This is a genomic window from Streptomyces sp. NPDC045470 (assembly GCF_040646595.1).
Taxonomy (GTDB): Bacteria; Actinomycetota; Actinomycetes; order Streptomycetales; family Streptomycetaceae; genus Streptomyces.
Genome location: NZ_JBEZAN010000027.1, coordinates 1 through 23,649, shown reverse-complemented (window position 1 = coordinate 23,649; position 23,649 = coordinate 1). Strand labels below are relative to the sequence as shown.

Here is a 23,649-nt window from a genome sequence, read left to right as displayed (position 1 = left end):
TGTCCCGTTGTTGCATTGTTGCGTAGAATCTGGGACAGCGTGAGGAGCTGGGGACTCGCTGCCCCCGCAGGTGTGTCCGCGAAGGGGAACCGATGTCTCTGCTCCAGGTCCAGGTGCTGGCGTTCATCCTGGTCGCTGCCTTCATTGCTGCTTTCGTCGGGCACCGGCTGGCCGTCGCCGACGGGCTCCCGGCGGAAGCGGCCCTGGGCTGGGCTGGCCTGAGCGCGGCGGCCGCGGTCGTCGACCTGGGGGTGCTGTGCAGCGCTTTGGAACTTTTGAGGGGCGGGCCCAGCCCGGCGCGGATCGGCGCGACCGTGATCGGTGTGCTGTGCGCGGTCGCCGTCGCCGTCGTGGCGTACGGGCTCACCGACGGCAGCGCCGTCAGCCGCGGCCGGCGGTGGTGCATCTGCGCCGGCGCTTTCAGCATGGCGACGGCCGTCTTCGGCGTCGTGGCCAACCTGGTGGGCTGACCGCCCGACCGCCGGACGCGTCGGCGGTGCCCGGCCGTGGACGTGGCGGCGCGCGGCACGCCGCACGGCACAGGCGCCACCTTCCCCTCCGGCATGCCGGGCGATTCACCCGATGGCGGGACATCCTGATCCGGCGTCAGCATACCGACAGGATAACCGTGATTATCCTGTGCCTTCCGTTCCGCCACCCGTCCGGGGGAACTCGGTCGACCGCGCTGCCCGTTGTCAGCTTCCGGCTGACAATGGAAGTTCGTCAGCTCTAGGCTGACATCATGACGGAGACGGACGCACCACCGACCGCCGCGGCCGGGCAGGACCCGCCGCACCCCTACACCGAAGAGGCGCTCGCCCGCCTGATGCTCTCCGACGCCTACCGGCAGGTCGCCGATCTCGCCCTGCACGGGGTCACCACCGGGTACGACGGATCGTCCATCGCCGGCGGCGGCAGCTACGTCGAGGAGGCCGCCGCCCTGGTCGCCGGCGCCGAGAGCGTCCTACGGCGGGCCGTCGTCTACGAACGCGAGCGCGGCACCAGCTGGGAGGAGATCGGCGCGGCCCTGGGCATCGCCAAGCAGTCCGCCCACAAGAAGTTCGCCGCCGACGTCGAGCGCTGGCGCGCGCCGTTCGACCAGCCCGAGCGGCTGCGCCCCGACGGCACTCCCGACGACGAGCGCATCCCGCACGGCGTGCGCTATGCCGCCGCCCCCGAGTGCAGCGGCGGCACCGCCGAGGAGACCGCCCGCGAGCTGGAGACATGGCTGCGCGCGCGCACCCACCCCACCGACATCTGGTCCGACCAGGAGCACCCGGTCACCGGCGGCCTGCCCCGGCACTCGACCACCGCCATGCTGCTGCTCGCCGACCGCAGCTCCTTCCGCCTCTACGAGGACCAGCTGGTGCCCGGCCCCCAGGCGCAGGCCGACCTCGCCGAGCGCCGGGCGGCGCTGCACGAACGCCTGGTCCGCGAGGGCGACGCCCCGCCCGAGGCCCACCAGTGGATCGCCAAGGACCGCGCCCGCGCCACCGCCCTGCGCAACACCCCCGGCCACGGTACCCCCTGGGACGCCGTGGAAGCCCCCGGCCCCCGGACAGTTGAAGAGGGCGGGCAGTGAGCCGCAGCCGCCAGGCCGCCCGCCTCGCCGCGCACCTCGCCGAGACCACCGGCGTGCGCGTGGAACTGGTCCATGACACCGGGGCCCACTGGATCCTGAGCTGGACGGACGGCCCCCTGGCCGAGCAGATGCGGGCCCACCTCACCGCCGCGCTCGCCGGGCACCGCTACGCCGAGATGCGCGACCGGACGATCGAGTGCGCGCGGTCCCACTCCCGCCGGGCCTGGGCCGCCCGGGCGGTCGCCTCCCGCCGGGAGGGCACCCTCGCCGCGGCCGTTGCCGACGGCGCCGCCGGCGACCGCGCCCTGGGCGTGCGGCTGCCCCGCCTCGGGCGCCAGGACCCCGACGAGACCCACGAGCACTACGCCCTGCTGCGGCACATCGAGGAACTGTGCCGCACCACCGCCTCCCCGGACCGGGCCGGCGCCCCCGAGGACGAGGAGCACATCGGACAGCTGCTCGCGGCCGGCACCCGGACGCACCCGGCCACCGGACGGCGGACCGTCAGCGAGTACGACATGGCCCGCGCCCTGCTCGCCGCCGAGCAGGCCCCCTCCGGCGGCCGGCCGCCGCAGTTGCGACCCGTCCCGCACCAGGCCCCGCCGAAGACCAGCATGGAGGCGCCCGCCGCCGCGGCAGCCGACGCCGACACCGTCGAAGGCCCCAGCCGTATCCGCACTGGCATGCCCGCCTGCTGGTCCTGGCCCCCCGTGCGGCCCAACGAGGGCGACGTTGCCCGCCGGTTCTGGGACGGCATCGACACCACCGGCTACAACGAGAAGGTCCTGGAACTCCTGCAGGAGGCAGCGGGCGCCCTGGATGCCGACCGCGCGGCCCTGACGACGTGGCAGGCCGACCGCTGCGCCGTCTGCGGGCAGACCGGGCACCGCCTCGTCCTCGACCACGACCACGCCACGGGCCTTGTCCGCGGCTGGCTCTGCAACTCCTGCAACACCCGCGAGGGCACCGCTGTCGGTCCGGGCAGTGTCTACGCCCTGTACCGCCAGCGCCCGCCCACGGCGATCCTCGGCCTGACGATCCGCTACCGCGATCCGCTCACCGGTCGGCCCGCGACGCCCGCCCCGCCCAGGACCGACGGCTGGGACGACAACGCCTCCGCCGGCCTCACCTAGCCCCGAGGCGGCGTGTTAATGCGGCGATGGCCGGTACCTGGCCTCACCGGAGCGGAGTGGACGCGTGGTGTCGGTCGTCGTCGTCGGCAAACAACTTCGCCACCAGCGGTTCCGCCCGAGTCAGCAACTCGTGGAGATTGGCGGCCTCGGCGGTGAAATCCGTAGGGTGTCGGACATCGCGGTCCTTAGCGCGACGTTGCACAGCACCTTCAGCAAACCGCAGTTCGTTGCGCACTGCGGAAAGCGTCATAAGCGCAGTGGTCCGGTCCGACGCTCGTTCCGCGCATGCCCACAGCAGGGCATCGGTGAAGGCCCGGGCGCGCGCCACGGCCCCTTGCACGGTGGCGTCAATGAGCATCGGACTCACTCGGCGAGTCAAGGTGGACAGGCCGATCTTCAGTTCGGTCAGCTTCTCCAAAACCCGTGCCACCTGAGGGGTGGGTTCGCTCCGCACGGTCCACTTTGCCGCCTTGGCCAAGACCTGCAGGGTGGTGGCGGCGAGTTCCGCTGATCGAACGTCGGCGTTCCCAGACGTCCTCGGGCTGCGCGGCCAGGAATCAAGAACCAACCCTTCGGTGTCCGACGGTTCGTCGGGATCGAGCGCAGAGAGGATCGCGCGCCCGCCATCGAAGACCACGGCATCGTCCAGCCGGGACAGGACGGCATCGTCCGCCGCCTGAAGCAGCGCATCGAGCGCGTTGTCGCTGTCGGAGTAGCTCACCGTCCACCTCCGTCGGTCAGCCCCAGAAGAGTCTTGAGCCGTGCCCTGGCCCGGCTCCGGTTCTTTCGTACAGCCTCGTCGGTCATGCCCAGCTCAGCGGCGATCTCGCTGTCCGTGAAGCCGTCCAGGCTCCAGGCCAGCACCTGACGCTGAGCCGGTGGCAGCGCACTCAGCGCTGCGTAGACCCGCTGTTCTTCTTCTTGAAGTTCCACGGCCTGCAACGGACATACCCCTCCCGGTGAATCCGGTGGCTCACCGGTGAGCTCCTCGCGGCGGACCGGCTGACGCAGATACAGGCGGAAGGCGACGCGACGCAGCCATGCTGCCGGATGCGTGATCTGCTCCCAACACGGCAGCGCCTCTGTGAAGGCGGCCTGGACCGCCTCCGCCGCCTCGTGGACGCTGGCGCCCTGCCGCATCAGGTGCCGGATCAACCGGGTCAGGTGCTGCTCGTAGTAGAGGGCGAAGTCCACGCACGTGACGGTGCCATGTCCGCTCGGGTCCGATGCCGAGAAGCCTCCTTCCGGACGGGAGGCCACCTCTGCCCGCGGGGGTGGAACCGTACGCGACGCCTCGCGCATGGTCCGTTGCGCTGTGCCCAGCGGGCGAGCAGGAGGCTCACGGTCAGCCATGGCCCCCACCTTCGCTTGCACCCAGCTCGATCCTCAGTTCTTCCCCGGCCCGCCGTTCGGTGAGTACGCTCCCCGCTGGCAACGCGCGGACACGCTCACTGGTGCCCTGCTGACGCAGGCGGACCAGCTGGACCTGGGTGCGGCTGCTGATCCACCGGTACAGCAGTTGCGCGACCAACAGGAGCCCGAGGCTCCCACAGCCGATAGCCGTCTCCGGCAAGACATCCTCCTCGCTGCCGCGCGGTGCGAATGCGCCGCGGATGTCAGTAAGTGCAGCGGGTGGGTCCGTACGTGACATCTGAGGGATGTGGCGTGTGTCACTCGGCCTGCGGTCAGGGGCTCCGCGGCGGCGCGGACCGCAGCCGCTTCCTGGGGAATCCGCCGTTCGCGGGCGACGGTGCGCACAGCTCGCCGCCGAGATGAAGGAGTTCGAGGGCCGCATCAAGTTCACCTGCCTCGACAATTTCGGCGAGGGTGATGGTGGCGCTGGACCACGCCAAACACCAGGTCGGGCCGGTATTCCTCCACGCGGGCGTTCGTATGCGCATCGCGAGCGACGTGTTCGCCGAAACCTGTTTGCCGTGAGGCGCTTGGCGCGTCCGTCACCGTCGGCCCTGGTCAGCGTCGCACCCCTGGCCGGTCGTCCGCCCAGTGAGTGTGGTGTCGAGGAACGCGGGTTGTCAGTCGGGGGCCGTAGCCTGTTGTGCGTCGCAAGACGCCCTTCACACGACGAGAAGGGAGACCTGGGGCTGCGCGGTCTTTGCTTGGCGGCTGCCGCGCCCCCGGGCCTCCCCTTCGTCTGTCGTCGGGCCCGCCCGCTGTGTAGAGAGGAGAACCCTTGACCCAGACCGAAGGTACCCCAAGCCTCGGACATCGCCCCAGGCGCGCACTCGGTTGGCTCACGACGATCACCGTTTTGGTGTCCGTCGTGGCTGTCGTCGTCCTGGCGCTGACCGGGCACACCCAGGAAGCGGCGACCGTCGGAGTCATCGGAGGCGCCCTGAGCGCCGCCGGCGGCATCCGCATCAGCATTCACATTCGCCGTTAGCCGCGCTCCTGATCCGAACACTGCGCGAGCTCGGGGCAGTCATCCATGGTGGCTGCCCCTTCGGCTTGGCCGCTTCCTTACGCGCGCGTGCGCGTGGACCTGCGCAAGTTGCGCAACAACTGGTTCTTACGCCCGGGTTTGTCCGTTCCGGGGTCAGGCTGCTCCTCCTTCGCGCGCGTACGCGTAGAGGGAGCTCAAAACGCTCATAATCGGGCAGTTGTGCGCACGGCGGGTCTATGGGTGGGCGACGATCCGGGCGATCACTCCCCGGCGCATCACCGAGAGCACTGACTCCATCCTCTGGACGATGTTCCACATGTCGTCCGGCTCGCCCAGGATCGGGTGTACTCGCTGCTCGGCAGCGTCCAGCTCGTCTCGGCGACCGTGCTGCTGGAGGTAGGTCTCCAGGTGTTCCAGCGCAGTTTCGAGCGGAGTGCACATCTCGGTGACCCGGTCCAGGGCCTGGCGTAGGTCCGCGTCCACCTCGGCGGCGGGGGCCGTCTCGGTCAGGGCGCGCACGAGCTGGCCGACGTGAGTCAGCATCTGCATCCGGTGGGCGAGCGGGGGCAGCCGGGCGTCCGTGGCATACCAGGCCGCCTGCATGGCATCGACGGCGCGGGCCAGGTCGCCGGCTATCCGGCGCTCGGCCGGGGTCGGCGGCTTGATCGACCCCATCCGCGTCCATCGCGCCGCGTCCACCGCGTCGTACGCGGCCCGCCGGCGCAGCTCCCATGCATCCGGTGGCGGGCGGGTGCTGGAACCGTCGCCGGGTTCGTAGGACTCCATGCCCGGACCGTACGGCAGCCGACCTCCTCAGCGAGTCGAGGGGAGGCAATCGTGATGAGGAGACTGAAGCATGAGCACCGAGATCAGCGACCAGCTCATCCACGACACCATCGACCTCACCCGCGCCATCGTGGCGGGCGACCGCCAGCCCGGCGACGCGGAACGGCTCATCCGCCACGGGTACCTGATCGCTCACCAGTGGAGCAGCGACTGGCGGTCCCGGCAGCGCAGCCCGAAGTGCGGCGACCCCGCCGCCATCGCGCTCATGCACCGAGTCGGCCTCGCAGCCGTCGTCACCCACGCCGGCGGGCTGCGGGCCGCGCTGCGCGAGCGCCCTGGGATGGACCCGGAGCTGTACCTGCGCAGCTTGCGTCTGGGTGTCCTCCCGGCCTGGCCCCTTCCCGACGACGGGGACACCGAGGTCGTCGTCTACAGCCTGCGGATGCCGGGTGTCGCGCCCCTGTGGTCCGCCGTCGCCAGCTACGACGATGACGAGACCGACCGCCAGATCGCGCGTCTCCGTCGGGGTTCGCGGTGGGTCTCGGCCCGGTCCCTGGGGGACTGACCCGTCCGGCCCTTGGTCTTAGGGGCGCGGGGATGCGGACGCAGCCTGCTCGCCCGCGTCCCCCGTACTGCACAGGTCGTTGATCGGGCCCCGGTTGGAGGTATTGGGTCCAACGGGTCCAACCGGGGATGAGATGCGTTTTCCGTAGGCGGCGGTCAGCGCTTCCTCGGTGACGGCTCGCTGATCGGCAAGCCGGAGCGTGTGGGCTGCTGTTCGTCGGCCAGGTGCCGGGCGTGGTCGTACGTGTTGGCGTCGGCGGCGTGCATCCAGTGAAGTACCCGCCGGATCGCGTCCGCCTTGTCGTACTCCGGCATCCGGGTCTTGGACCGCAGGCGCTGCAGATGCCGTTCGCTGCCCAGCTGGTCGCGGACGTGGGCCAGGGGCTTGCCGTCCAGCGCCCGGCCGGTGCGGGTGAGCGCGACCGGCACCTGGCCGAGCGCGCCGGGCAGCGCGGCCGCGGCGCCGGTCATCGCCGTACGCGCTTGGGACAGCGCGTACGCGAGCTTGGGGACGTACCCCTCCTCGATGCCCAGCTGCGCCCGCACGGTGTCGGCGGCCTGGTCGAAGGCCGCCTCGTCGACGCCGACCAGGAGCCTTTCGTCGATGCGGCGCCGCACCTCGCCCAGCGTGTGGGTGCAGGCACTGGTGAAGGTGTCGGCGAGGTCCTCCAGGCCGTCGAGGGAGGCCGCGAGGTCGGCGGGCGTGTCCCCGGGGGCCTCCCAGTGCTGGCAGACGGCGTTGTACAGGGTCCGCTCCGCCTGCCACACGGCGGCCGCAGGCGTCTTGTCGACGGCCGGGAACGCGGGCTGGAGGTCGCGCCCGGAGGCGCGGGCACTGAACCGCTTTTCCGGCACCGGCCCCAGCAGGTTCGCCGTCACCGGGCGCTCCAGCGGGGCCTGCGCCGGGTCCGGGCGCTCCTCTCCGGGCTGGGGCATCGTCTGGCCCGCCACCCGGCACCACTCCCCGGGCGGGAACAGGGCCGTCTCCGCACGGCGCTCCGCAGACGTGTCGCCCGCCCCGCCGAAGCCGTTCGGTACCGCCTCGACGGCGCCGGAGGCGTGCGCGGTCCGCCCGGCCCACTCGCGCAGCTCGTACAGCAGCGACGTTGCCTGGTCGGCGGCCTTGTGGACCGGGTTGCGCGGCGTCTCCCCGAGCTTGGGCCATTCCGGGATCACCTTGCCGTACTCCTTGGCGAGGTTCTCGAAGGCGATCAGGTGCATCCATGCCGCGTGCAACTGGCGGGCCATCATCACCGCGACGGTGGCGGGCACCTCGGCCGGCGGGTGCTGGGAGGCTTTGGGCATCTCCAGTTCGCGGGCGGCGTCGGTGTACGCGCGGCTGGGATTCTGGTCCTGAACGGCCCGGGCCTTTTGCTTGCGAGCGCGGTCGCGTGTCATCACAAGTCCTGTCTTGGCGGGGTCCACGCACCCCGCCAGCAGGAGGAAGGCGGCCGTCGGCCGCGGAAAGGACATGCCAGTGCTGGGGGGTTCCGCACGATTCCGCGAACCTTGGCCCCGGCGGCTCGCCGTGGCGTGGCACGGCGGCGGAACGGGCACGGGCAGGTGCGCAGCCCCCGGGCGGGCCGGGAACTCTGCCGCTGCGAAGCAGCGTAGTGGCGTTGCCCGGCAGCGGGCCGGGAAACGCCCGGACACTTGCGAAGACGACCGACGGACGGACTGGCGTCGTCGCCCGGTACCGCCCGTATCTGCTGGGACTGCCGCGCCGGTGGCCGCTGGTGGCCTTCGCCGGCCCCCAGGCCCCCGCTGGCCCCGATGCCCTGCAGCGCGAACCGGTATCGCCTTGGCGGGGCGCCGTCCGCGCTGCAGAACACCGGGGACATGCCCTCCGGCGCACCGCCGTGGGCCCGCCGGAGGGAAGGAGGAGACCGGTCAGGTAGCGGGCCGGACCGGTACCGCAGGAGTCAGACCGTCGATCCCGTCGATGTCCTCGCCGGGTGATAGGTACTCCTTCAGGGCCCGGTCCCGCCACCGCCGCGCGCCGTCCGTGAAGGACGCGTCGCGGCGGTTGGTGGCCATGTGGGTGAGGGTGAGGCCGATGACCCAGTCGTCGACCTGGTGGTGCTTCTCCAAGGCGTCCAGTGCCTTGCGCATCCGCAGCCGTTCGTCTCCCTCGGCGGCCAGGCGCTTCGCGTTGAGGGCGTCCATGACGCAGATCTGCCCGACGCGCAGGAAGTCGCGGTACTTCTGCCCGCCGGCCTCGATGCGGGCGCCGGCCTGCTCGGTGGTGAGCGCGCCGCCGCTGCGCGCGGCGAGCGCGATGGCCAGGTCGGCCGTCTCCTGGCGGCGCTTCTCGTCGTAGCGGAGGGTGCTCTCGGCGTACGGCTCGTCGGGGTGGCGGTCCATCAGCTCGCGGCCCTCCTGCGTCCAGTCGTAGTTCCAGGCGTCCGGGTGGCGCGGCCCCCACGTCTCGGCGAACGGGAACGGGCCGCCGGTGCCGACGCGCAGCAGGGTGGCGGCGATGCCTGCCGAGCCGCGGCCGCCGACGATCCAGCCGAGCATCATCCAGCCGCCTGTCTCGGACCAGACCCGCAGGTCGTAGATCGGCGGGTGCTTCTCGCCCTGGAACCAGGTCGGCTCCGGCGTCGGCTCGGTCGAGGCCGGACGCCCCTTCGGCCAGGTGTCGAACGGCAGGCGCGGCACCTCGGGCCGGTCCGGATCGGCGTCGGCCCGGTGGACGCGGGCGGGCAGGGTGCCCAGGTCGGTGGTGGAGTGCTGCCAGACCTCGGCGCGCAGGTCGCCGCAGTCCCCGCCCGCCGGGCGGGCGGGGGCGCCCAGCCGGTGGGCGACCGCCGTGTCGGCCAGGAGGACGGCCTTGTCGAGGCGGTCGCTCCAGGCCCGCGTCCACCAGCTCGGTGCGGTGCCGGTGTGGTCCTCGCCCACGATGCCGTCCGGCACGTTGTAGACCCGCACCTCGTACGGCAGGTCCGGGCTGGGGCACACCGGATCGAGGGCGTGGGGGAAGTCGCCGGGCTTCTCCACCGACCAGCCGTTGTGGGCGTAGCGCCAGAACGGCTGGTCGTTCGAGCACCAGACGAGCGGCCACAGGGCGGCGACCTCCACCCGGCCGTCGTCCAGGCGGTGCGGCACGGGCACCCGCGTGCCCTTGGCCACTACCCCGACGTCGCCTCGTACCTCGCGGATGACGACGCCGTCGGCGGCCGGCTCGGCGACGCCCCACCGCACGCCGCCCTCACGCTGGACCATCGAGTGCCGGGCGTCCTCATCCCAGAGCACCGTCACCGGTACGACGCCGCGCTCGGCGACGACGGCGGACAGCGCGGAGACCATCAGGTCGTCCCAGTCCGGGGCGGCGGGGTCGGGGGAGGCGCTGCGCAGCGCCTCGGTGTACTTCGCGCCCTCGCGGGCGGCGGCGCGGGCCTTGCGGGCCGCGGTGCTCTGCTTCTTCGGCGACATGCGTACTCCAGACCCAGCGGACTCCCACGCTCCCGCCGGCCGTGTGTACGTCGGGGCCGATCCAGGACAGAGCAGTGCTGACCTCGCGGGCCCCGAGAGACCTTGACCGACGGTGTCCCGGGCGGCGTGGGCGCCGGGACGGCGGTGGACGGCAGTACGCGTCTAGCCGTACGAGAACGGTAGCGCCCGCCGGTGACAGGGCGCCAGAAAACCAGAGCGGCCCCGCGGACCTGTCCGCGGGGCCGCTGGTGACGGCGAGGGGCAGCGGGCCGGGTGAGCTTGAGTGACTCCATGCGCCGGCCGTAGCGGCAGGCCCGGCACTGGAAACTCACTTCGCGACCACCAGCAGCTCGCCCGCGTCGTCCGGAGTCGTCACCAGTCCCGAGAACGCGCCAGGTGTCACCCGAAGGCAGCGGCTACCAAAAGACGGCCAAAGAGTGGCTGGTGAGGCAGGTGTGACGCTGTCGGCAATCACCATCGGATCTGATTGGATCCGCGCCGCCGACGGGGCCCGCGCGGCCTCCGCCCGGCGGCACGACCAGCCCCGCAGCATGCGCTTCGCCTTCGCGGCCAGAGCGCACTCGCTGATAACAAGCCCAAGGCAGCCGGGCGACAACATGCCCGGTGGCCACGCTTGAGGTGGACGCAAGAAGCGTGAGACGGGAGACTCGGTGACCGCCGGGCCGTGCTGGCGGTCACCGATGCCTCACCTGGTGGCGGTCACGCGCCATCGCGACCGCCGTTTCCCCTTCACCGCTTTGGTTGGAGTCAGCAGCAATACCGGGGTGGCCCGACTCTGAGCTGAGTTCGCGCCGTGGGCTCAATGATGGGGAGGGCTTCCGTAATCTTCCAGGCGACAGGTCTGGACGGAAGTCGAGCCAACTTTTCTCGGCCCCGCATCACCGCAGGTCAGGATGATCTGTAGGCGACAGGATCTCGATACGTCCCAACTTTGGTAACTGAGACGGGACGTGAGCCAATCCTTGGCGGGCTCCCTACGGCGGGCCGCTCCTGGGACGCTTATGCACGCGGGCCGCAGGTGTAGGCACGGGTGACGCCAACACCCCCGACGACCTCGTCCCGCACGATCCTCCGACCGCGCTGCAGGCGACGCCATGCGCCTGGCGGTCAGGGTTCGTTGGAGTCAGCAGCAGCCAGGCGGCGACCCAGGCCACGGTCGCCGCCTGGCCAGACCAGGGGAGACCCTTATGCGCACATTCGACGATGCTTTGCCCTCGGCCCCCGCGGCGCCCCGCTTCGGCATGGCGCACGCCCTCGTCATCGTGGCGTTCCTCGCCGCAGCCGTCATCCTTCACCTCGCCGCCAGCATGACGGTGCGCGACGTCACCTTGCTTCTCGCGGCCGCCGGCGGCGTCGGCGTGGCTGTCCTGCTGGCCGCGAACACCCGCGGCGGGCGGCGCGGCGGCCGGAGGCTGCTGCAGCGGCTGCTCAACGCCATCCTGGCCCCCGGCACCGACCGCTGAGGCCGCGCCATGGGCCGCCCCGAAGCCCCGGTCGACTACACCGTGCCCGAGCTCGGCGATCTCGCCGCGTACCTGCGGGTCCTGCGCGCTGCAGTGGGACTGACGTACGCCGCACTCGCTGAGATCACCAACTACTCGGCGGCGACCCTCAAGCGGGCCGCCGCCGGTAAGACCCTGCCCGCGTACCACACCGCCCTCGCCTACGCGGTGGCCTGTGAAGGTCCGGCCGACGAAACCGCCGACCTCCACCACCGTGCCGAGCGGGTCCTGGCCGAACGCTTCTGGGAAGGCCGCCGGACCACGGTGAGGCCCGCACCGCAGTTCGCCCGCGATCCCGCCGACCTTAGCGGCGCCCTGCGCGACGCCTACCGGCAAGCAGGACGTCCCCCGCTGCGCATGATGGAAGCCCGCGCCCGCGAAGGGCTGCTTCCGCGCAGCTCCGCCCATGCCATCGTCAATGGCCGGGCCCTGCCGACGGACATCCGGCAGTACCTTGCGTTTCTGGGTGCGTGCGGCATTAACGACCTGGCGTTTCTTCCATGGTTCGCTGCCTGGCTCAGAGTCCGCGACAACCCCCGCTTCGACCGCTACCGGGTCCTTCGCTCGACTCACCCGACGGCCGCCGAGCGGTTGTTCATCGAATGGCTGGACGTCTTCGCTCCGGCCGCATCGCTCGGCAGCCCACTCCGCGGCGAAGTGCGGGTGAGGCGGGAGGAGCCCTGCGTGGTGTGGTCACGTACCGGCGCCTCCCGTACGGGAACCGCTGCCTGACCGAGGACCTGCCGGATGCCGGTGCGGCCGATCTCCGGGAGTGCTGCCCGCACCGTCTGGCCCGCGTCGACGGCGTGAGAGGTGAGACGCCTGCGACAGGACGCGGCCCCGTCCCACGCGAGGACGGGGCCGCGTTCCGCGTTCGGGTGCGTCAGGCTGCGGCCTCCGCAGAGCCCGCGCTCGCAGCGTTCTCGCTGTTGCGTGCCTCGGGTACGGCCGCGGCCGCCGGCCCACGGGGCGTCAGCTCGGCCCGCACCTTGTCGATGTGCGCCTGCAGTTCGTCGAGGTAGCGGTGGGCGGCCGCGGCGTCCTTCTTGGCCAGGCGCCGCACCCAGCGCGACGGCACGGCCTTTTCCGCCTGGGCGGCGAAGTCGACCGGTTCGTCGTCCTCCCGTTCGTTCTCGTCGAGGGATTCCAGGTATGCCCGCACGTGGCTGACGACCTGTTTCGCGTCGAAGCCACCCTCCGGCAGGGCTTCGACCGCTCCCTTGAGGACCTTCGCGGTCACCTCGACCCCGTCGACCTCGACCAGGGTCCGGTACACCAGCACCGCCGCGTCGACGTCCCAGGCGTCGGCGACCGGCACCAGCTCCCACACCTGGGCCTGGTTCAGGGCCCGCAGCGCTTTCTCGGCCTTGGCCCCCAGCGGGGGCGCCTGCCGCGAGGTGGCTCCAATTGGAGCCACCTCGCCCGAGAGCTGCTCGAAGACGGCTTCGGCGATCTTCCAGGTCCGGATCAGCTTGTTGGCGTACGCCTTGCGCATCCGCCAGTGCTTCCAGACGAACTCGTCGAAGGACTCGGCCTCGGCCCGGTAGAGCCGGCCCTCCCGGATGTTCTCCAGCGCCTTGCCCGCCAGCCAGAACGCCCACTGCAGGGTGTCGACCGCGGCCTTGCACTGGGCCAGCAGCCCCTGCTCGTCCGAGGTCAGGGTCGTCGGCTGCTCGGACAGCGGCCGGCGCAGCGGCTTGAGCGCCTTGGCCATGTCCACGGCGCTCTTGTACTCGAACCGCTCCTGCGCGGAGGCGCCCCGCTGCCGGCCCATCAGATCAGTCCTTCCACGCCCAGGGCGAGCTTGTAGAAATCTTCGCGGGCCCGCAGCGCGGTCCCGCTCTCCGGGTACTGGATGACCGTCAGCCCGCGCTCCGGCGCCTGCGCGTGCAGCTTGTAGCGGCGGACGGGCTGGGACATGTACGGGTAGCCCCGCTTCTCGCACCACTCCTGCATCTCCCGCAGGTCCGCCTTGGTGCGGTCCGTGCCGGAGTCCCAGTTGTTGATGACCATGCGGAACGGGATGCCCCGGGGCCGCAGCAGCCGCTCGACGGTGTACTCCGCCGGGTCGTGGGTGAGGGTCTCCACGGGCACGATCGGCACCAGGGCGAGGTCGGTGAGCTCCAGGACCTCGCGCATCGCCTCGGCGGCCGGGCCGGTGCCGAGCGGATCGACGGCGTCGATCTCGGCGTCCGGATCGATGTCGGCGAAGCCGGGGGTGTCGACGACGATCCGCAGCACGTCGGGATCTGCGGCGAGCTGGGTGAGCTCGCCCACCTTGCCGCGGGTGACGACGTAGTCGAACGGGAGCCGGTCCTCGGGAACCTTGCGCGCCCACTTCTCCAGTGAGCCCTGCAGGTCGATGCCGGCCGCGACGACCGGGCACGGTCCCTCCGGGGTGGGAGGCGGGTTGTTCTCGCCCATCACGGCGGCGACGTTGACGGCGTCGGTGGACTTCCCGGCGCCGCCCTTCTGCTGGAAGAAGGTGATGACTTTGGCGCGGCGGCGGCCGGCCTCGGCCGCGGCGTGCTTATCGGGGGCCATAGGGCACTCTCCTCCGTGGGCTTCCCCTAGTTGGGTACTCGGACGGAACAAATGTTGCCAGAGTGAAAGCGGTGCTCGTGACCACCGTGCCGCCGCCAGGCTCCGGAGCCTGGGCCGCTCAGGGAGCGGCCCAGGCGGGTGTCCCGCCCCGTGGGACAGGACACTCCCGTCTCACCGGTGACGGAGCCACCAGAGGATGCTGGTGACTAGTGCGCCGCCCGCAGCCGTCGTCATCCCGCGCACGAAGCCGTGGCCGGCGGTACGGGCGAGGGACCGCAGAAGGCGGTCACGTCGGTGCGCGCGAAGGCAGGAGGCCCGGGGCCCCGCTAAGCCCCGGCGGCCTGGGTGCGACGGTTCCTTCGGATGGCCCGTAGGGTCAAATGTGATGCTGATGGTTCCTCCCCGGTGTGGAGCTGTCGGTCGGTTCGATGAGGCGGCTCCCTGCGCCAACAGGGGGCCGCCGCCCTCTCTGGGGCAGCGGCCGTCGCCGCAGCCGAACCCCGCGAGGCGCTGGGTGAGTCCGGCTTTCTCGTTCCAGTCTGTGGGCTCATTCGACCTGTTGGTCACCCGGGTTTGCGCTGGTCAGCGCCATTTCTTTGATTGCCCAAGCTGGTCACAGCCAGGTTTCTGCGGGCCAAGAGTTGTCATCGATAGACTCTTGTGGTCAGAGACCAGGGGAGGGTGCGATGGCGCAGGTCTTGCGAATGCCGAGCGAGTGGGAGTTGCCAGAGAGCCCGCAACGGCAATTCGTCGAGGAGTTGTTCGCCTACTACAGGGAAGCTGGGCGTCCCACGTTGCGGAGCATCGCCGACGACATCGCCGAAGATCCCGAGTTCGACGCCTTCACGGCCAGCCGAGAGACCATCCGCAAGATGTTGCGGGGCAAGACCATCCCGGTGAGCTGGGCAGTGGTCGACGCCGTTCTGACAGTGCTGTGCGCACGAGCCGGCATCGATCCGAACCATCCACGCTGGGCAGGTGGTTTCGCCGAGGAGCCGGTCACGCATCGGCAGAACCTGCGGAACCGGTGGAACGAGGCGCTGGACGCTCCGCCCCTCTCCCCCGCCCCGCCCTCCGGCTGGGGCCGGCCGCCTTCCCCTGCGGCAGGCCACGACGAACCGCCCTTCTAGGCCGGGACACAACCTTCTCAGGCTTGGCTGAGTGCGGGCAGATGCGGGCCGCGCCACGACGGGGCATGGCAGCTGTCAGGTCATTCGTTTCACGACGAGAGCGCTCGACGCAGGTGTTGGGCCCAACAGGTCCGATACCGTCGGTGCTGCACTTTCCAGCACGAGGGCCACGAAGGCCCAGCAGGCTAGGAGCAGCGCATGGCCATCACCGTCCTAAGCCCTTTGCCCGCGACCGCCGAGCGGCTGGACGTCGTCCGCACGTGGCGCATCGACGACCTGATCGACGTGCTGGGACGGGACAAGGAGGTCGTCGAGGCCGCGCTCGCCACGCTCGACTACAACAGCGATCTGCGTGCCCAGCTCTTCGTCCCGCCCGCGCTCGGCGATGTGCCTGCCCCCTTCGTCGGCCGGCACCGCACGTACGTGTGCGTGAACCAGAAGGGCGGCGCGGGCAAGACGACCACCGCGCTGGAACTGGCCGCAGCCTGGGTAGCGATGGGGTACACGGTCCGCGTCATCGACGCCGACCCCCAAGACGCGTCCCTTTCGGGTGAGTGGATGCTGCCCAGCTTCGACGGCATCGCCGAGCATGAGCGCTACAGCCTCACCGACGTTCTCTTCGGCAGGCAGCCGCTGGACGAGGCGACGTACGAGACGACCGTGCAGAACCTGTACGTCGTGCCGAGCGGTCCGCACCTGAGCACCGTGGAGTACGACCCGAAGGCTGGCCGGGACGGCAGCCTGCGCGTCGCGATCCGCAAGTCCAAGGCGCCGGTGGACATCACCGTCATCGACGCGCCCCCCTCCTTGGGGAAGCTGTCCATCAACGGGTTGGTGGCGGCGGACCGGGTCATCGTGCCGCTCAAGGTCGGCGCGCTCGACCGGAAGGCGCTGAACGATCTGCGGGAAACGATCCGGACGGTGCAGGACGATGCCAACCCCGCCTTGGTCGTCGACGCGGCAGTGATGACGTCGTGGGACAAGAGCAATTACGCCGGGCTCGTCGGTGCCTCACTGCGCCGGGACTTTCCCGAGGCGATCATTGCCCCGGCTCGCCGTAACGTCCAGGTCGCTGCGGCCGCCGACTACGGACTGCCGGTGCGCGCCCTCGATGCCAAGGCCACGACGAGCAGCGATTACGACCAGCTGGCCCGTCTCCTCCTGCCCGTGAAGGGAACAGCAGCATGAGCCCCAAGCCCTTCGGCGGCGGTGCCGACGGCACCAGCGGCCAGTCCGGCGGCGGCGCGCAGGCCACCGCCGGCAGCAGCATCCTCGGCAAGCTGATCGGCAGCCAGCAGGCCGCCGGCGGGAAGACCAAGGTGCCCGCCTACGTGAACAACGAGCTGCTGGACCGGTTGCGCAACACGATCGTCGGGCTCCAGCGCGACCCGGATGTGCAGATGCCACCGCTCTCGTTGTCCGCGTTCGTCGAGGCCGCGATCGAAGCCGCCGTCGAAGAGGCGGAGGAACAGCACAACGGCGGCCGCCCCTACCCGCCCCGGCCGCACGCGAAGTTGAAGACAGGCCCGCCCGTCGGCTGACGGCCAGGAACGCGCGCGGCCCGGCAGCAGCCCGGCCGGAAGCCGCCGCGGCGTGGGCTGGCCGACGGCGCGAATCCAAAGACCGCGTGGGATGTGTACAGCGGGCCCCCGAACAGGCCGAAGGCTGCCAGGAGTGTTAGGGCTAACAGGCCCAATCGCAGGGTCCGGGCCGTGCGACCGTCCGGACAATGGCTACCGTGCGGGGCGTGATGACACGACGCGACGTGCTCGATGAGGTGCCCGAGCTCAAGGAGGCGGTCGACGCCGTATGCGAGCAGGCGCCGTCCGAGGCCCGTCGGCGCCAGATCCGCGCGCACGCCCGCGAACTCGTCCGTGCGCTGCACCACCCCGATCATCCGCTGACGGTCACCGACGACCTGGCCGACGTCCTCGACCTGCCTTCGCTGCGGACGTACGAGCGCCTGGCGCTCGCCGGCGAACTGCGCGACCGCGGCGCCGTCCGCCCGACGGCCGAGGCGACGGCCATGGTGCGCTCCGGCGTCATGGTGCTGCTCCAGCGCGAGCTGGGCCTGGAGGTCCATCACCTGCGGGTGCTCAAGCAATTGCCCCGCAAGGAGCCCGTCGACGTCGCCCGCCGCGAGCGGCTGCGCGCCAGTCTGCAGACCGTCGCCGACTACATCGGACGTCAGACGAAATGGGCCGTCGAGGGGGGCCTGCTCACCCAGGGCTTCCCGCGCTGGGTGCGGATGCTGGCCATGAGCAGCGTCGTCCTGGACACCGGAGCCCGCGTCGGTGAGCTGTGCGCCGTCCGCCTGGAGGACCTCTCCCCCACCCTGACCGAGATCCGCATCGTGCGCCGGCCGCAGAACGCCAGCCGCACCGCCCCGGCCTCCGTCGAGGTCTATCCGCTGCGCCGCGCCACCCGCGCCGCCCTGCAGCGGTGGCTGCTGGTCCGCCGCCTGCTGATGATCAGCGTCACCGGCGGCGCGGACTGGCTGTGGGTGTCCGTACGCACCAACCACGGCGGCGACGAGAAGACCGGCTCCCTCAGCCGGCCCCCCGGAGCCGCCCTGCAGCCCCGCGGCGCCGGCCGGGCCCACGCCGCGGCGGTCGACAAGGTGAACACCGAGCTGGCGGGCGAGCCCGGCTGGACGCCGCTGCCCGAGCGGATGGAGCAGCTGCGCCGCGGCGTCGCCGCCCCCGAGCTCTACCTCGTACCGCCCCGCCCGGACGCCGAGAAGGCAGCCGCGTACATGGAGCGCCTGGAACAGGCTGGACGCCGGCTGGCCGCGCTGCCCGACGCCCGCGCCACCGCGACCACCGGCCGGGCCGCCCGCGACGAGGCCCGTCACGTTCTGCGCGAGGCGTGGCGCATGGGCATCGAACACCAGGTACAGCTCGCCGCGCTCGCCGACGCCGGCCTGCTCGCCCTGGACCTCCCGCGCGCCGGATGGGAGCCGGAACTGCTGCGCGCTGTCGACCGCGCCGGACGCCTCACCCCGCTGTGAGCCGTCCGGCGGACGGGATGTGCCTCTTACCGGGGGAGCCTGCACAGGGTTCTTGAACCCGGCCGAGGCCGGACTGTGAGCAGTCCGGCCTCGGTTTTCTGTGTGGCTCTGGCTCAGGTGCCGCCGCCCGTCCTCCGGATGATCAAGCGTGCGATCATCCGGCAGTGGTTGGCCACGGCCCGGCAGTGTTCACCGAGGGTCTCCGCCCGGCTGTCCGACTCAGACCCGCAAGGGGCAGCTGGGTCGGAACCGAGCGCCACAAGGCTGAGCAAGCCCAGCAATGTTGGAACCACCTGAGCCAGAGCGTGCAACATGGTGCACGGACCTCCTTATGGGAAGTGCGCTCTGACCGCCCAACCTACCGACGCAGGGCCGAGCGCACGGCCATTTCGGTGAGAAAGCGCGGGGGCTCGGCCTGGCGGCAGGAGCGGACCCGGGGCGGGAACCGCCATCGTTGATGCGTTGAGCATGCAGGCTCCAATTGGAGCCGCTCCGTGTCCCGCGGCTTTGGGACGCGATGTTCTGAAGCTGTCGGCATCGGTGGGACGACGGGCTATGAGGGTACGCGGCAACCACGGCGTCGACGGCCAGGCCGGGCCCGTGTACTGGCCCACCGGCACCACTCTGCAGGACTGCGGCGTCGGCCGGGCCTCGATACTCCCGTCGGCTGGGAGCAGGCGCTGCTGCCGAACCTGCCGATACAAGTAAGGGCCGGACCCCGAGGAGTCCGGCCCTTCGGCATGGGGGTGAGCCAACACGCCCCACGCGGTCCCTGGTCGTCGCGGTGGTTGGAGCCAGCGGCACGTCAGGGCAACGCACTCGCGAGTGCGTTGCTGGATGGTCGCAGCGCGGCACCGGCAGGGGCAACCGAAGTGGGCCAAGATGAAATATGTCCGGGCCCGGCGACCGCCGGAACGGCCCGCTCCGGTTGGTGCTCCGGGCGTTGCGGCTGGTCAGGAACCAGCCCTCTGTCGCTCACACCTTCAGCTGTGGCCAACGCATTTGGAACTTGCCAAGTCGCCCTCTTGCCAGCCGACGTGACAGACGTGAACTAACGGTCCGAATGCGGCACGGGGATGCGCTGAGCACTGGCACGATTCTGTCCGCCGCGGCACGGCGGAGCCAACCGCCTGCGGCCTCTTCTGGTTGGAGCCAGCCTTCGGAATGCGCCTGCCTGCACGGCGGCGCCTTGGCATTAAGGGAGTGACGATCGCATGTCTCAGAACTCGGCCGCCGAATGCGGTACCGCCCGGCCGCGTATCGATTGGGAGGAGACGGCCATCATCATCGTCGTCATCATGATGGCGGTCCTGATGACCCTGCGGGGCACACCGCTGTCCGAGACGACGGCTGTGCTCGCCAGTGCCGTCCTGCTCGCCGTGGCCGTGGTCCGCCTCGCGCGGGGACGCCTCCTTCGCCGCGCGGTGCTCCGCAGCGCGCGGCGGGTGCTGGTCTCCTGCGGCCAGGAGTAGGCAGGGCGGTGGCACGCCGACGGGGGCGCCCGCTGGCGCCGATCAAGACCCTGGACCGCCGGGTCGGCCAGCTCGCGGACGCACTGCGCCAGGCCCGCCTCCGGGTGGGCCTCTCCCGCCCGGAGCTCGCGGTGAAGGTCGGCCGTTCGGTCACGACGATTCACCGGGCGGAGGCCGGCCAGGTGCGGGTGCCCTGGCCGCTGACACGGGACATAGCCATGGCCTGCCACATGGACCTCGACACCGTGGAGAGGATGTGGCGGCAGGCGGGGCGTCCGGGGCACACCCGTCTTACGGAGGCGCCCCGCGTCAGCCTCATCCTCACCAACGCTGACCTGGCGGCCGCGTTGCGGCGGGTCTGGGAGGAAAACGGTGAGCCGTCGCTGAGGACGATGGAGGCGCGGGCGGAGGTGCGGGCCCAGGAGCGCGAGTACGCCCCGCTCTCCCGGATGTCCGCCTGGCGCCTGCGGGAGCGGAAGCAGGCCGTGACCTCGCTCAACCAGCTCTACGCCTACCTGACCGGCTGTGCAGTCCCGGAGGAAGACTTCCCGGCATGGGCCCGGGCGTGGCACCGGGCGATCCGCTCCAAAGAACCGGTGCCGTGGCGTCCTGGGGCACTGACCTCGATTGATGAGCACCGTACGATCCTGCTGAGAAGGCCCGAGACGCTGATGCTGGAAGCCGGTCTCGTGGCGGTCGACCCCTTTCCCGGGCCGGGGGCGCCCTGGGCCGCCCGGTGCCGGCCGTGCGGAAAGCTCAGCCGCTTCGTTTTCTCCGAGGTGATCGAGGGGACGTCCAGATGCCCGGCCTGCCGTCGCTACCACTCGGTGCTGGCGCGTGATCAGGAGCCGCTTGGATGACGGTCAAGGTATCGCCGCCGAGAGGTGCACGGCCCGGACATCGTGGCGGGCGGGTGGGCCGGCGGCGCGCCCGGCACTATGGAAGGCGGCCGGGATAGCACTGAGATGCGCCACCTTCCGATCTCCCGGTCGAGCCCGCGTCGGCCCCCGCCCCGTCGAACAGACCCGCAGCGGGCCTCAGCGGAATCTTGTAACCAAGCTCGGCGGCCGGCGCCGGGCCAAGGTGGTGGTGTCCGAGCGCGACGGTTTCGCCGAGCGGCGGTGGTCCCACCGGACTAGCGTCGGAGCATGAACGGCTACTTCGCGCTGTACGAAGTCGACACCGTGGCCGTCCAGACGTTCGGTGGCCCCAGGCCCGGCGACCAAATCGGCACGGTGCACGCCGCCGAGCCCGACGCCGCCGACGGTGCACCGGGGGACGAGACGCTGTGCGGCCTGGACACCAAGGACCTGCGCAGGGTGCCTCTCGACATTCCGGCTGATCCCTTCGATACGTGGTATCCGCCCGGTGGCCACGTACGTCGCGTATGCCAGGTGTGCGACCGGCTAGCTGCCACTACTGACCTGCTCGGCTAGGCATCGGCCACCCGGCCAGAGCGCCAGTTGCCCCTATTACCCCTATCAGGCCCAGCGATGGGTGCGGGGAACCGACTGCAAACAAAACAAGGTAAGAAGACCAAGCAAAGGGGCGGCCCTCCCTCCGTACGCCGTGGGTGAGCAGTCATGCCCTCAGGGCCCCTGAGGAGCTGCTGGGGAATTTTGAGGCTCTGACGGTGGCTCTTGTGTCCCGGACTCTGCTGTTCCTGGCGCGTCCGCCTTTCGGTATTCAATGATGGCTTGGACTTTCTTTTCTGCGTCAGGAAGTTCTCTTACTACAGCTATGAATTCTTCCTGGAGTTTTCGGCCGCTTCTGTCCTGGGCCCAGGCTCGGGCCTGGGCCAGGATGGGAGGGGTCATGATGATCACTGCGGCACCAAGCAGGACCGCCCACCACGGTGCCCCGCTGAGCAGGGCTCCGGCTCCTGTGGCAAGGGAAGACGGGATGGTGGGCAGGTTCATGCGCACGGTTGTGCCTTTCCGGCAGGGAGCAGCACAGCGCCCCCCCCGTCCTGGTGCGCCGGCTGTGGCCGGGGGCGAGGGGTGAGGTGTGTCTGCCGGAGGCAGGAGATGCTGCAGCGAGTCCCGAGCGGACTTGACGCAGGAGGGGTTAAGGGGTCACCGGGAGCCGGGACCGCCAATCGGGGTCGACTCTCAAGGGGCAGGATATTTTGTGGCGGGTGATTATCCTGGTGAGCCCTAGTAGGGCTATTCGCGCGAGTCGAAATCCCGAGGATTCGGGGCAGCCTCAGTATACTACTGCATAATAAAATGCAGAGAGCTCAGCCTTTTCTTTAGGCGAGTCATCCGAGTTCCCGTTGCTCCGAATTCTTTTCGACAGTCTGTATCCGGACATGCCAGAGACGGCCAGCAGTCTGCCGTACAGCGGTAGCGTCGGGCAAGCCTTCATCGGGCAAGGGCCAGACGCGGGCCGACCTGGTGCTCGCCGAGCGCGCCGCCCTCGACCAGGGGATGACCGGACGGCGCGGCCAGGGCTTACACCCTGCGCGTAACCGCCGTCCCCGCCGTGCACCGCCAGCTCCTCGCCCGCTGCCAGGCGCTCGACAGCGGCCAGGGCGTCCTGTGTGGCCCGACGCCGGGACGAGACGGAGCCGAGATCGGCAGCCGCTGTAGCGGCCCGCCGTGAGACCGGGCTGCACCGCGCTGACCTGCGAAAAGGAACATCCGTGGAACCTATGAGACCGCCCATCGCGTGCGCGCGCGAGCCGGATTCCGCCCGTACGGTCCCCGGCGGGGCCATCATGGGCCCGGACCGTCCGCCGACCGCAGGAGACCGTGCCCGTGATCCGAACCCACCACCGACTCAAGGGCGGCGCCGCTCAGCTCGGCGTCAGCCGTGCAGAGCTGCTCGGCCCCTTCGGTGTCCGGCCCGCCGAGGACCACCAGGACGACGAGGACCAGGAGCGCGAGCCCGCCGTCGACCACGAGAGGGAGACGAGCACCTGATGACGACCGACGAGCACCGTGGCCTCGCCGGCCCGTACACCGAGTACGACGGCCTGCCCGCTCTGCACGCCACTGAGGCCCGCCTGCCGCTGCTGCACCCGTACGCCGACGCGGCCGTCGGCCGCTACGTCACGCCCGGGGGAGGGCGGCTCACCGTCCGGGAGGCTGGCGCGCACCGCCAGATCACCCTGGACCACCTCGGCTGTCCGGCCCAGCTCACCGAGGAGAAGAACGCCGTCTTCCGGCGGCTGGGCCTGGCCGCCGAGGGGCACTGCCTGCACGCCGGGTGCCGACACCGCGCCGCCGACGCCGGGGCAGTGTTCCGGTCCTTCCAGTTGCGCGCCGGCAGCATCGGTCTCACGGTCTTCGTGCGGGCCGCGCTCGCCGTCGAACTCGGCGACTACAGCCCCGTGGACCGGCTCCTGCAGGAGGCTGAGGCGCTGGCCGGTCCCGTACGGACGGCAAGCGGAACGAAGGGGCAGGCCGACGCCGGTTAGGGGCATTGGACCCAACAGGTCTGACCAGGGTGGCGCTACGCCGCAGGGGCCCGGCTCGTTAGGGGAGCGGCACCCATTTCCGGACCGGAAGAGCTGATCATGACCGACACGATGGTGGAGTCCGCCACCACTCACCGGCAGCAGGACGAAGCCGCTCGGGCTCTGCTCGATGCGCTGCACGACGGCATCCAGTGCAACCTGCCCGCGGTGAGCTGGACCGTGACGTACGGCGGCGTCCTGATGGCGGAGATCCGCAAGCAGGACCACTTCCGTGAGGACTTCCGTCTGTGGGCCGAGCACCTGAAGGCCGAGATCGAGGACCTGTCCAGGGACGGACAGACGGTGTTGCGGGCCATCACCGAGACCGGTGTCCCGGGCAAGGGGCGGCGGGTGCGGATCATTGTGATCGCCAAGTTCTACGAATAGCCCCGCCCGTTACGGGGCCGGCCCGCGCCCGGTCAGCCCTGTTGGACCCAATAGGCCCAACCCGGCGGCCTGGCCGAATGCTCGGACGGCACGGGCCGGGCGGCGGGAGGCCCTGCCGCTCCCCTGTTCGTCGCACGAGGGCGGCCGTACGGTCCGCTCATGGGTGACAGTGGTCCCGAGGGCCCGTGCTGCTGGTGGTGCGGCCGGCCGCTCGGCGAGGGC

At 70.9% G+C, this 23,649-nt stretch carries 24 protein-coding genes; 17 read left to right on the top strand and 7 right to left on the bottom strand.

What is annotated here, in order from left to right:
- The first annotated feature begins 92 nt into the window (after positions 1–92).
- The 3 genes from AB0A97_RS38040 (at position 93) to AB0A97_RS38030 (ending at position 2,715) form a co-directional block, all read left to right on the top strand.
- Positions 93–470 carry a hypothetical protein gene (locus tag AB0A97_RS38040; protein WP_361159489.1) on the top strand — a complete coding sequence of 126 codons (378 nt, stop codon included), beginning with the start codon at positions 93–95 and terminating at the stop codon, positions 468–470.
- Positions 471–742: 272 nt separating this feature from the next.
- On the top strand, positions 743–1,582 hold the full coding sequence (locus AB0A97_RS38035; protein ID WP_361159487.1) for a hypothetical protein: 840 nt from the start codon (positions 743–745) through the stop codon (positions 1,580–1,582).
- Positions 1,579–2,715: an endonuclease domain-containing protein gene (locus AB0A97_RS38030; protein ID WP_361159485.1), complete on the top strand. Its 1,137-nt coding sequence runs from the start codon at positions 1,579–1,581 to the stop codon at positions 2,713–2,715. The genes AB0A97_RS38035 and AB0A97_RS38030 overlap by 4 nt, the downstream gene beginning before the upstream one ends.
- Before the next feature lie 43 nt (positions 2,716–2,758).
- On the opposite strand, the gene AB0A97_RS38025 is transcribed toward AB0A97_RS38030, so the two are convergent.
- Positions 2,759–3,436: a hypothetical protein gene (locus tag AB0A97_RS38025; protein ID WP_361159483.1), complete on the bottom strand. Its 678-nt coding sequence runs from the start codon at positions 3,434–3,436 to the stop codon at positions 2,759–2,761.
- On the bottom strand, positions 3,433–3,909 hold the full coding sequence (locus AB0A97_RS38020) for a sigma-70 family RNA polymerase sigma factor (protein ID WP_361159481.1): 477 nt from the start codon (positions 3,907–3,909) through the stop codon (positions 3,433–3,435). The genes AB0A97_RS38025 and AB0A97_RS38020 overlap by 4 nt, the downstream gene beginning before the upstream one ends.
- Positions 3,910–4,906: 997 nt before the next feature.
- Between AB0A97_RS38020 and AB0A97_RS38015 the strand changes: the two genes are divergently transcribed.
- The gene (locus AB0A97_RS38015) at positions 4,907–5,116 is read left to right on the top strand and encodes a hypothetical protein (protein ID WP_361159478.1); all 210 of its coding nucleotides are present in this window, start codon (positions 4,907–4,909) and stop codon (positions 5,114–5,116) included.
- 234 nt (positions 5,117–5,350) lie between these two features.
- Here the strand turns inward: AB0A97_RS38015 and AB0A97_RS38010 are convergent, their stop codons facing one another.
- Complete coding sequence (locus AB0A97_RS38010) at positions 5,351–5,902, bottom strand: hypothetical protein (protein WP_361159475.1); 552 nt, start codon at positions 5,900–5,902, stop codon at positions 5,351–5,353.
- Between the two features lie 70 nt (positions 5,903–5,972).
- On the opposite strand from AB0A97_RS38010, the gene AB0A97_RS38005 reads away from it, so the two are divergent.
- Positions 5,973–6,467, top strand: coding sequence for a hypothetical protein (locus AB0A97_RS38005; protein ID WP_361159473.1), 495 nt, complete (start codon positions 5,973–5,975; stop codon positions 6,465–6,467).
- Positions 6,468–6,622: 155 nt separating this feature from the next.
- Here AB0A97_RS38005 and AB0A97_RS38000 read toward each other — a convergent pair whose 3' ends face one another.
- The gene (locus AB0A97_RS38000; protein WP_361159471.1) at positions 6,623–7,864 is read right to left on the bottom strand and encodes a hypothetical protein; all 1,242 of its coding nucleotides are present in this window, start codon (positions 7,862–7,864) and stop codon (positions 6,623–6,625) included.
- A gap of 492 nt (positions 7,865–8,356) precedes the next feature.
- Positions 8,357–9,901, bottom strand: coding sequence for a hypothetical protein (locus AB0A97_RS37995; RefSeq protein WP_361159468.1), 1,545 nt, complete (start codon positions 9,899–9,901; stop codon positions 8,357–8,359).
- A 1,208-nt stretch (positions 9,902–11,109) separates the two neighbouring features.
- On the opposite strand from AB0A97_RS37995, the gene AB0A97_RS37990 reads away from it, so the two are divergent.
- Both AB0A97_RS37990 and AB0A97_RS37985 read left to right on the top strand, forming a co-directional pair.
- Complete coding sequence (locus tag AB0A97_RS37990) at positions 11,110–11,385, top strand: hypothetical protein (RefSeq protein WP_361159465.1); 276 nt, start codon at positions 11,110–11,112, stop codon at positions 11,383–11,385.
- A 42-nt stretch (positions 11,386–11,427) separates the two neighbouring features.
- Complete coding sequence (locus AB0A97_RS37985) at positions 11,428–12,156, top strand: helix-turn-helix transcriptional regulator (RefSeq protein ID WP_361159462.1); 729 nt, start codon at positions 11,428–11,430, stop codon at positions 12,154–12,156.
- Positions 12,157–12,307: 151 nt separating this feature from the next.
- Here the strand turns inward: AB0A97_RS37985 and AB0A97_RS37980 are convergent, their stop codons facing one another.
- Complete coding sequence (locus AB0A97_RS37980) at positions 12,308–13,198, bottom strand: hypothetical protein (protein ID WP_361159459.1); 891 nt, start codon at positions 13,196–13,198, stop codon at positions 12,308–12,310.
- The gene (locus AB0A97_RS37975) at positions 13,198–13,968 is read right to left on the bottom strand and encodes a ParA family protein (RefSeq protein ID WP_361159456.1); all 771 of its coding nucleotides are present in this window, start codon (positions 13,966–13,968) and stop codon (positions 13,198–13,200) included. The genes AB0A97_RS37980 and AB0A97_RS37975 overlap by 1 nt, the downstream gene beginning before the upstream one ends.
- A gap of 686 nt (positions 13,969–14,654) precedes the next feature.
- Here AB0A97_RS37975 and AB0A97_RS37970 point away from each other — a divergent pair.
- From AB0A97_RS37970 to AB0A97_RS37925, 10 genes are all read left to right on the top strand, one after another.
- A complete protein-coding gene (locus AB0A97_RS37970; protein ID WP_361159454.1) occupies positions 14,655–15,098 on the top strand; it encodes a hypothetical protein in 444 nt (147 codons plus the stop codon).
- 198 nt (positions 15,099–15,296) lie between these two features.
- On the top strand, positions 15,297–16,286 hold the full coding sequence (locus AB0A97_RS37965; RefSeq protein WP_361159451.1) for an AAA family ATPase: 990 nt from the start codon (positions 15,297–15,299) through the stop codon (positions 16,284–16,286).
- Entirely contained in the window at positions 16,283–16,639 is a 357-nt protein-coding gene (locus AB0A97_RS37960; RefSeq protein WP_361159449.1) for a hypothetical protein, read from the top strand. The genes AB0A97_RS37965 and AB0A97_RS37960 overlap by 4 nt, the downstream gene beginning before the upstream one ends.
- 209 nt (positions 16,640–16,848) lie before the next feature.
- Positions 16,849–18,108 (top strand): hypothetical protein, encoded by a 1,260-nt coding sequence (locus tag AB0A97_RS37955; protein ID WP_361159665.1) that lies wholly within the window; start codon positions 16,849–16,851, stop codon positions 18,106–18,108.
- A 1,214-nt stretch (positions 18,109–19,322) separates the two neighbouring features.
- Complete coding sequence (locus tag AB0A97_RS37950) at positions 19,323–19,580, top strand: hypothetical protein (RefSeq protein WP_361159446.1); 258 nt, start codon at positions 19,323–19,325, stop codon at positions 19,578–19,580.
- Between the two features lie 8 nt (positions 19,581–19,588).
- Positions 19,589–20,440, top strand: coding sequence for a helix-turn-helix transcriptional regulator (locus tag AB0A97_RS37945; RefSeq protein ID WP_361159444.1), 852 nt, complete (start codon positions 19,589–19,591; stop codon positions 20,438–20,440).
- Positions 20,441–20,728: 288 nt separating this feature from the next.
- Positions 20,729–21,016: a hypothetical protein gene (locus AB0A97_RS37940; RefSeq protein ID WP_361159441.1), complete on the top strand. Its 288-nt coding sequence runs from the start codon at positions 20,729–20,731 to the stop codon at positions 21,014–21,016.
- Between the two features lie 1,323 nt (positions 21,017–22,339).
- Positions 22,340–22,504 (top strand): hypothetical protein, encoded by a 165-nt coding sequence (locus tag AB0A97_RS37935; protein ID WP_361159438.1) that lies wholly within the window; start codon positions 22,340–22,342, stop codon positions 22,502–22,504.
- Positions 22,504–23,001 carry a DUF6420 family protein gene (locus tag AB0A97_RS37930; RefSeq protein WP_361159435.1) on the top strand — a complete coding sequence of 166 codons (498 nt, stop codon included), beginning with the start codon at positions 22,504–22,506 and terminating at the stop codon, positions 22,999–23,001. The genes AB0A97_RS37935 and AB0A97_RS37930 overlap by 1 nt, the downstream gene beginning before the upstream one ends.
- A 99-nt stretch (positions 23,002–23,100) precedes the next feature.
- Positions 23,101–23,427 (top strand): hypothetical protein, encoded by a 327-nt coding sequence (locus AB0A97_RS37925; protein WP_361159432.1) that lies wholly within the window; start codon positions 23,101–23,103, stop codon positions 23,425–23,427.
- The last annotated feature ends 222 nt before the right edge of the window (positions 23,428–23,649 follow it).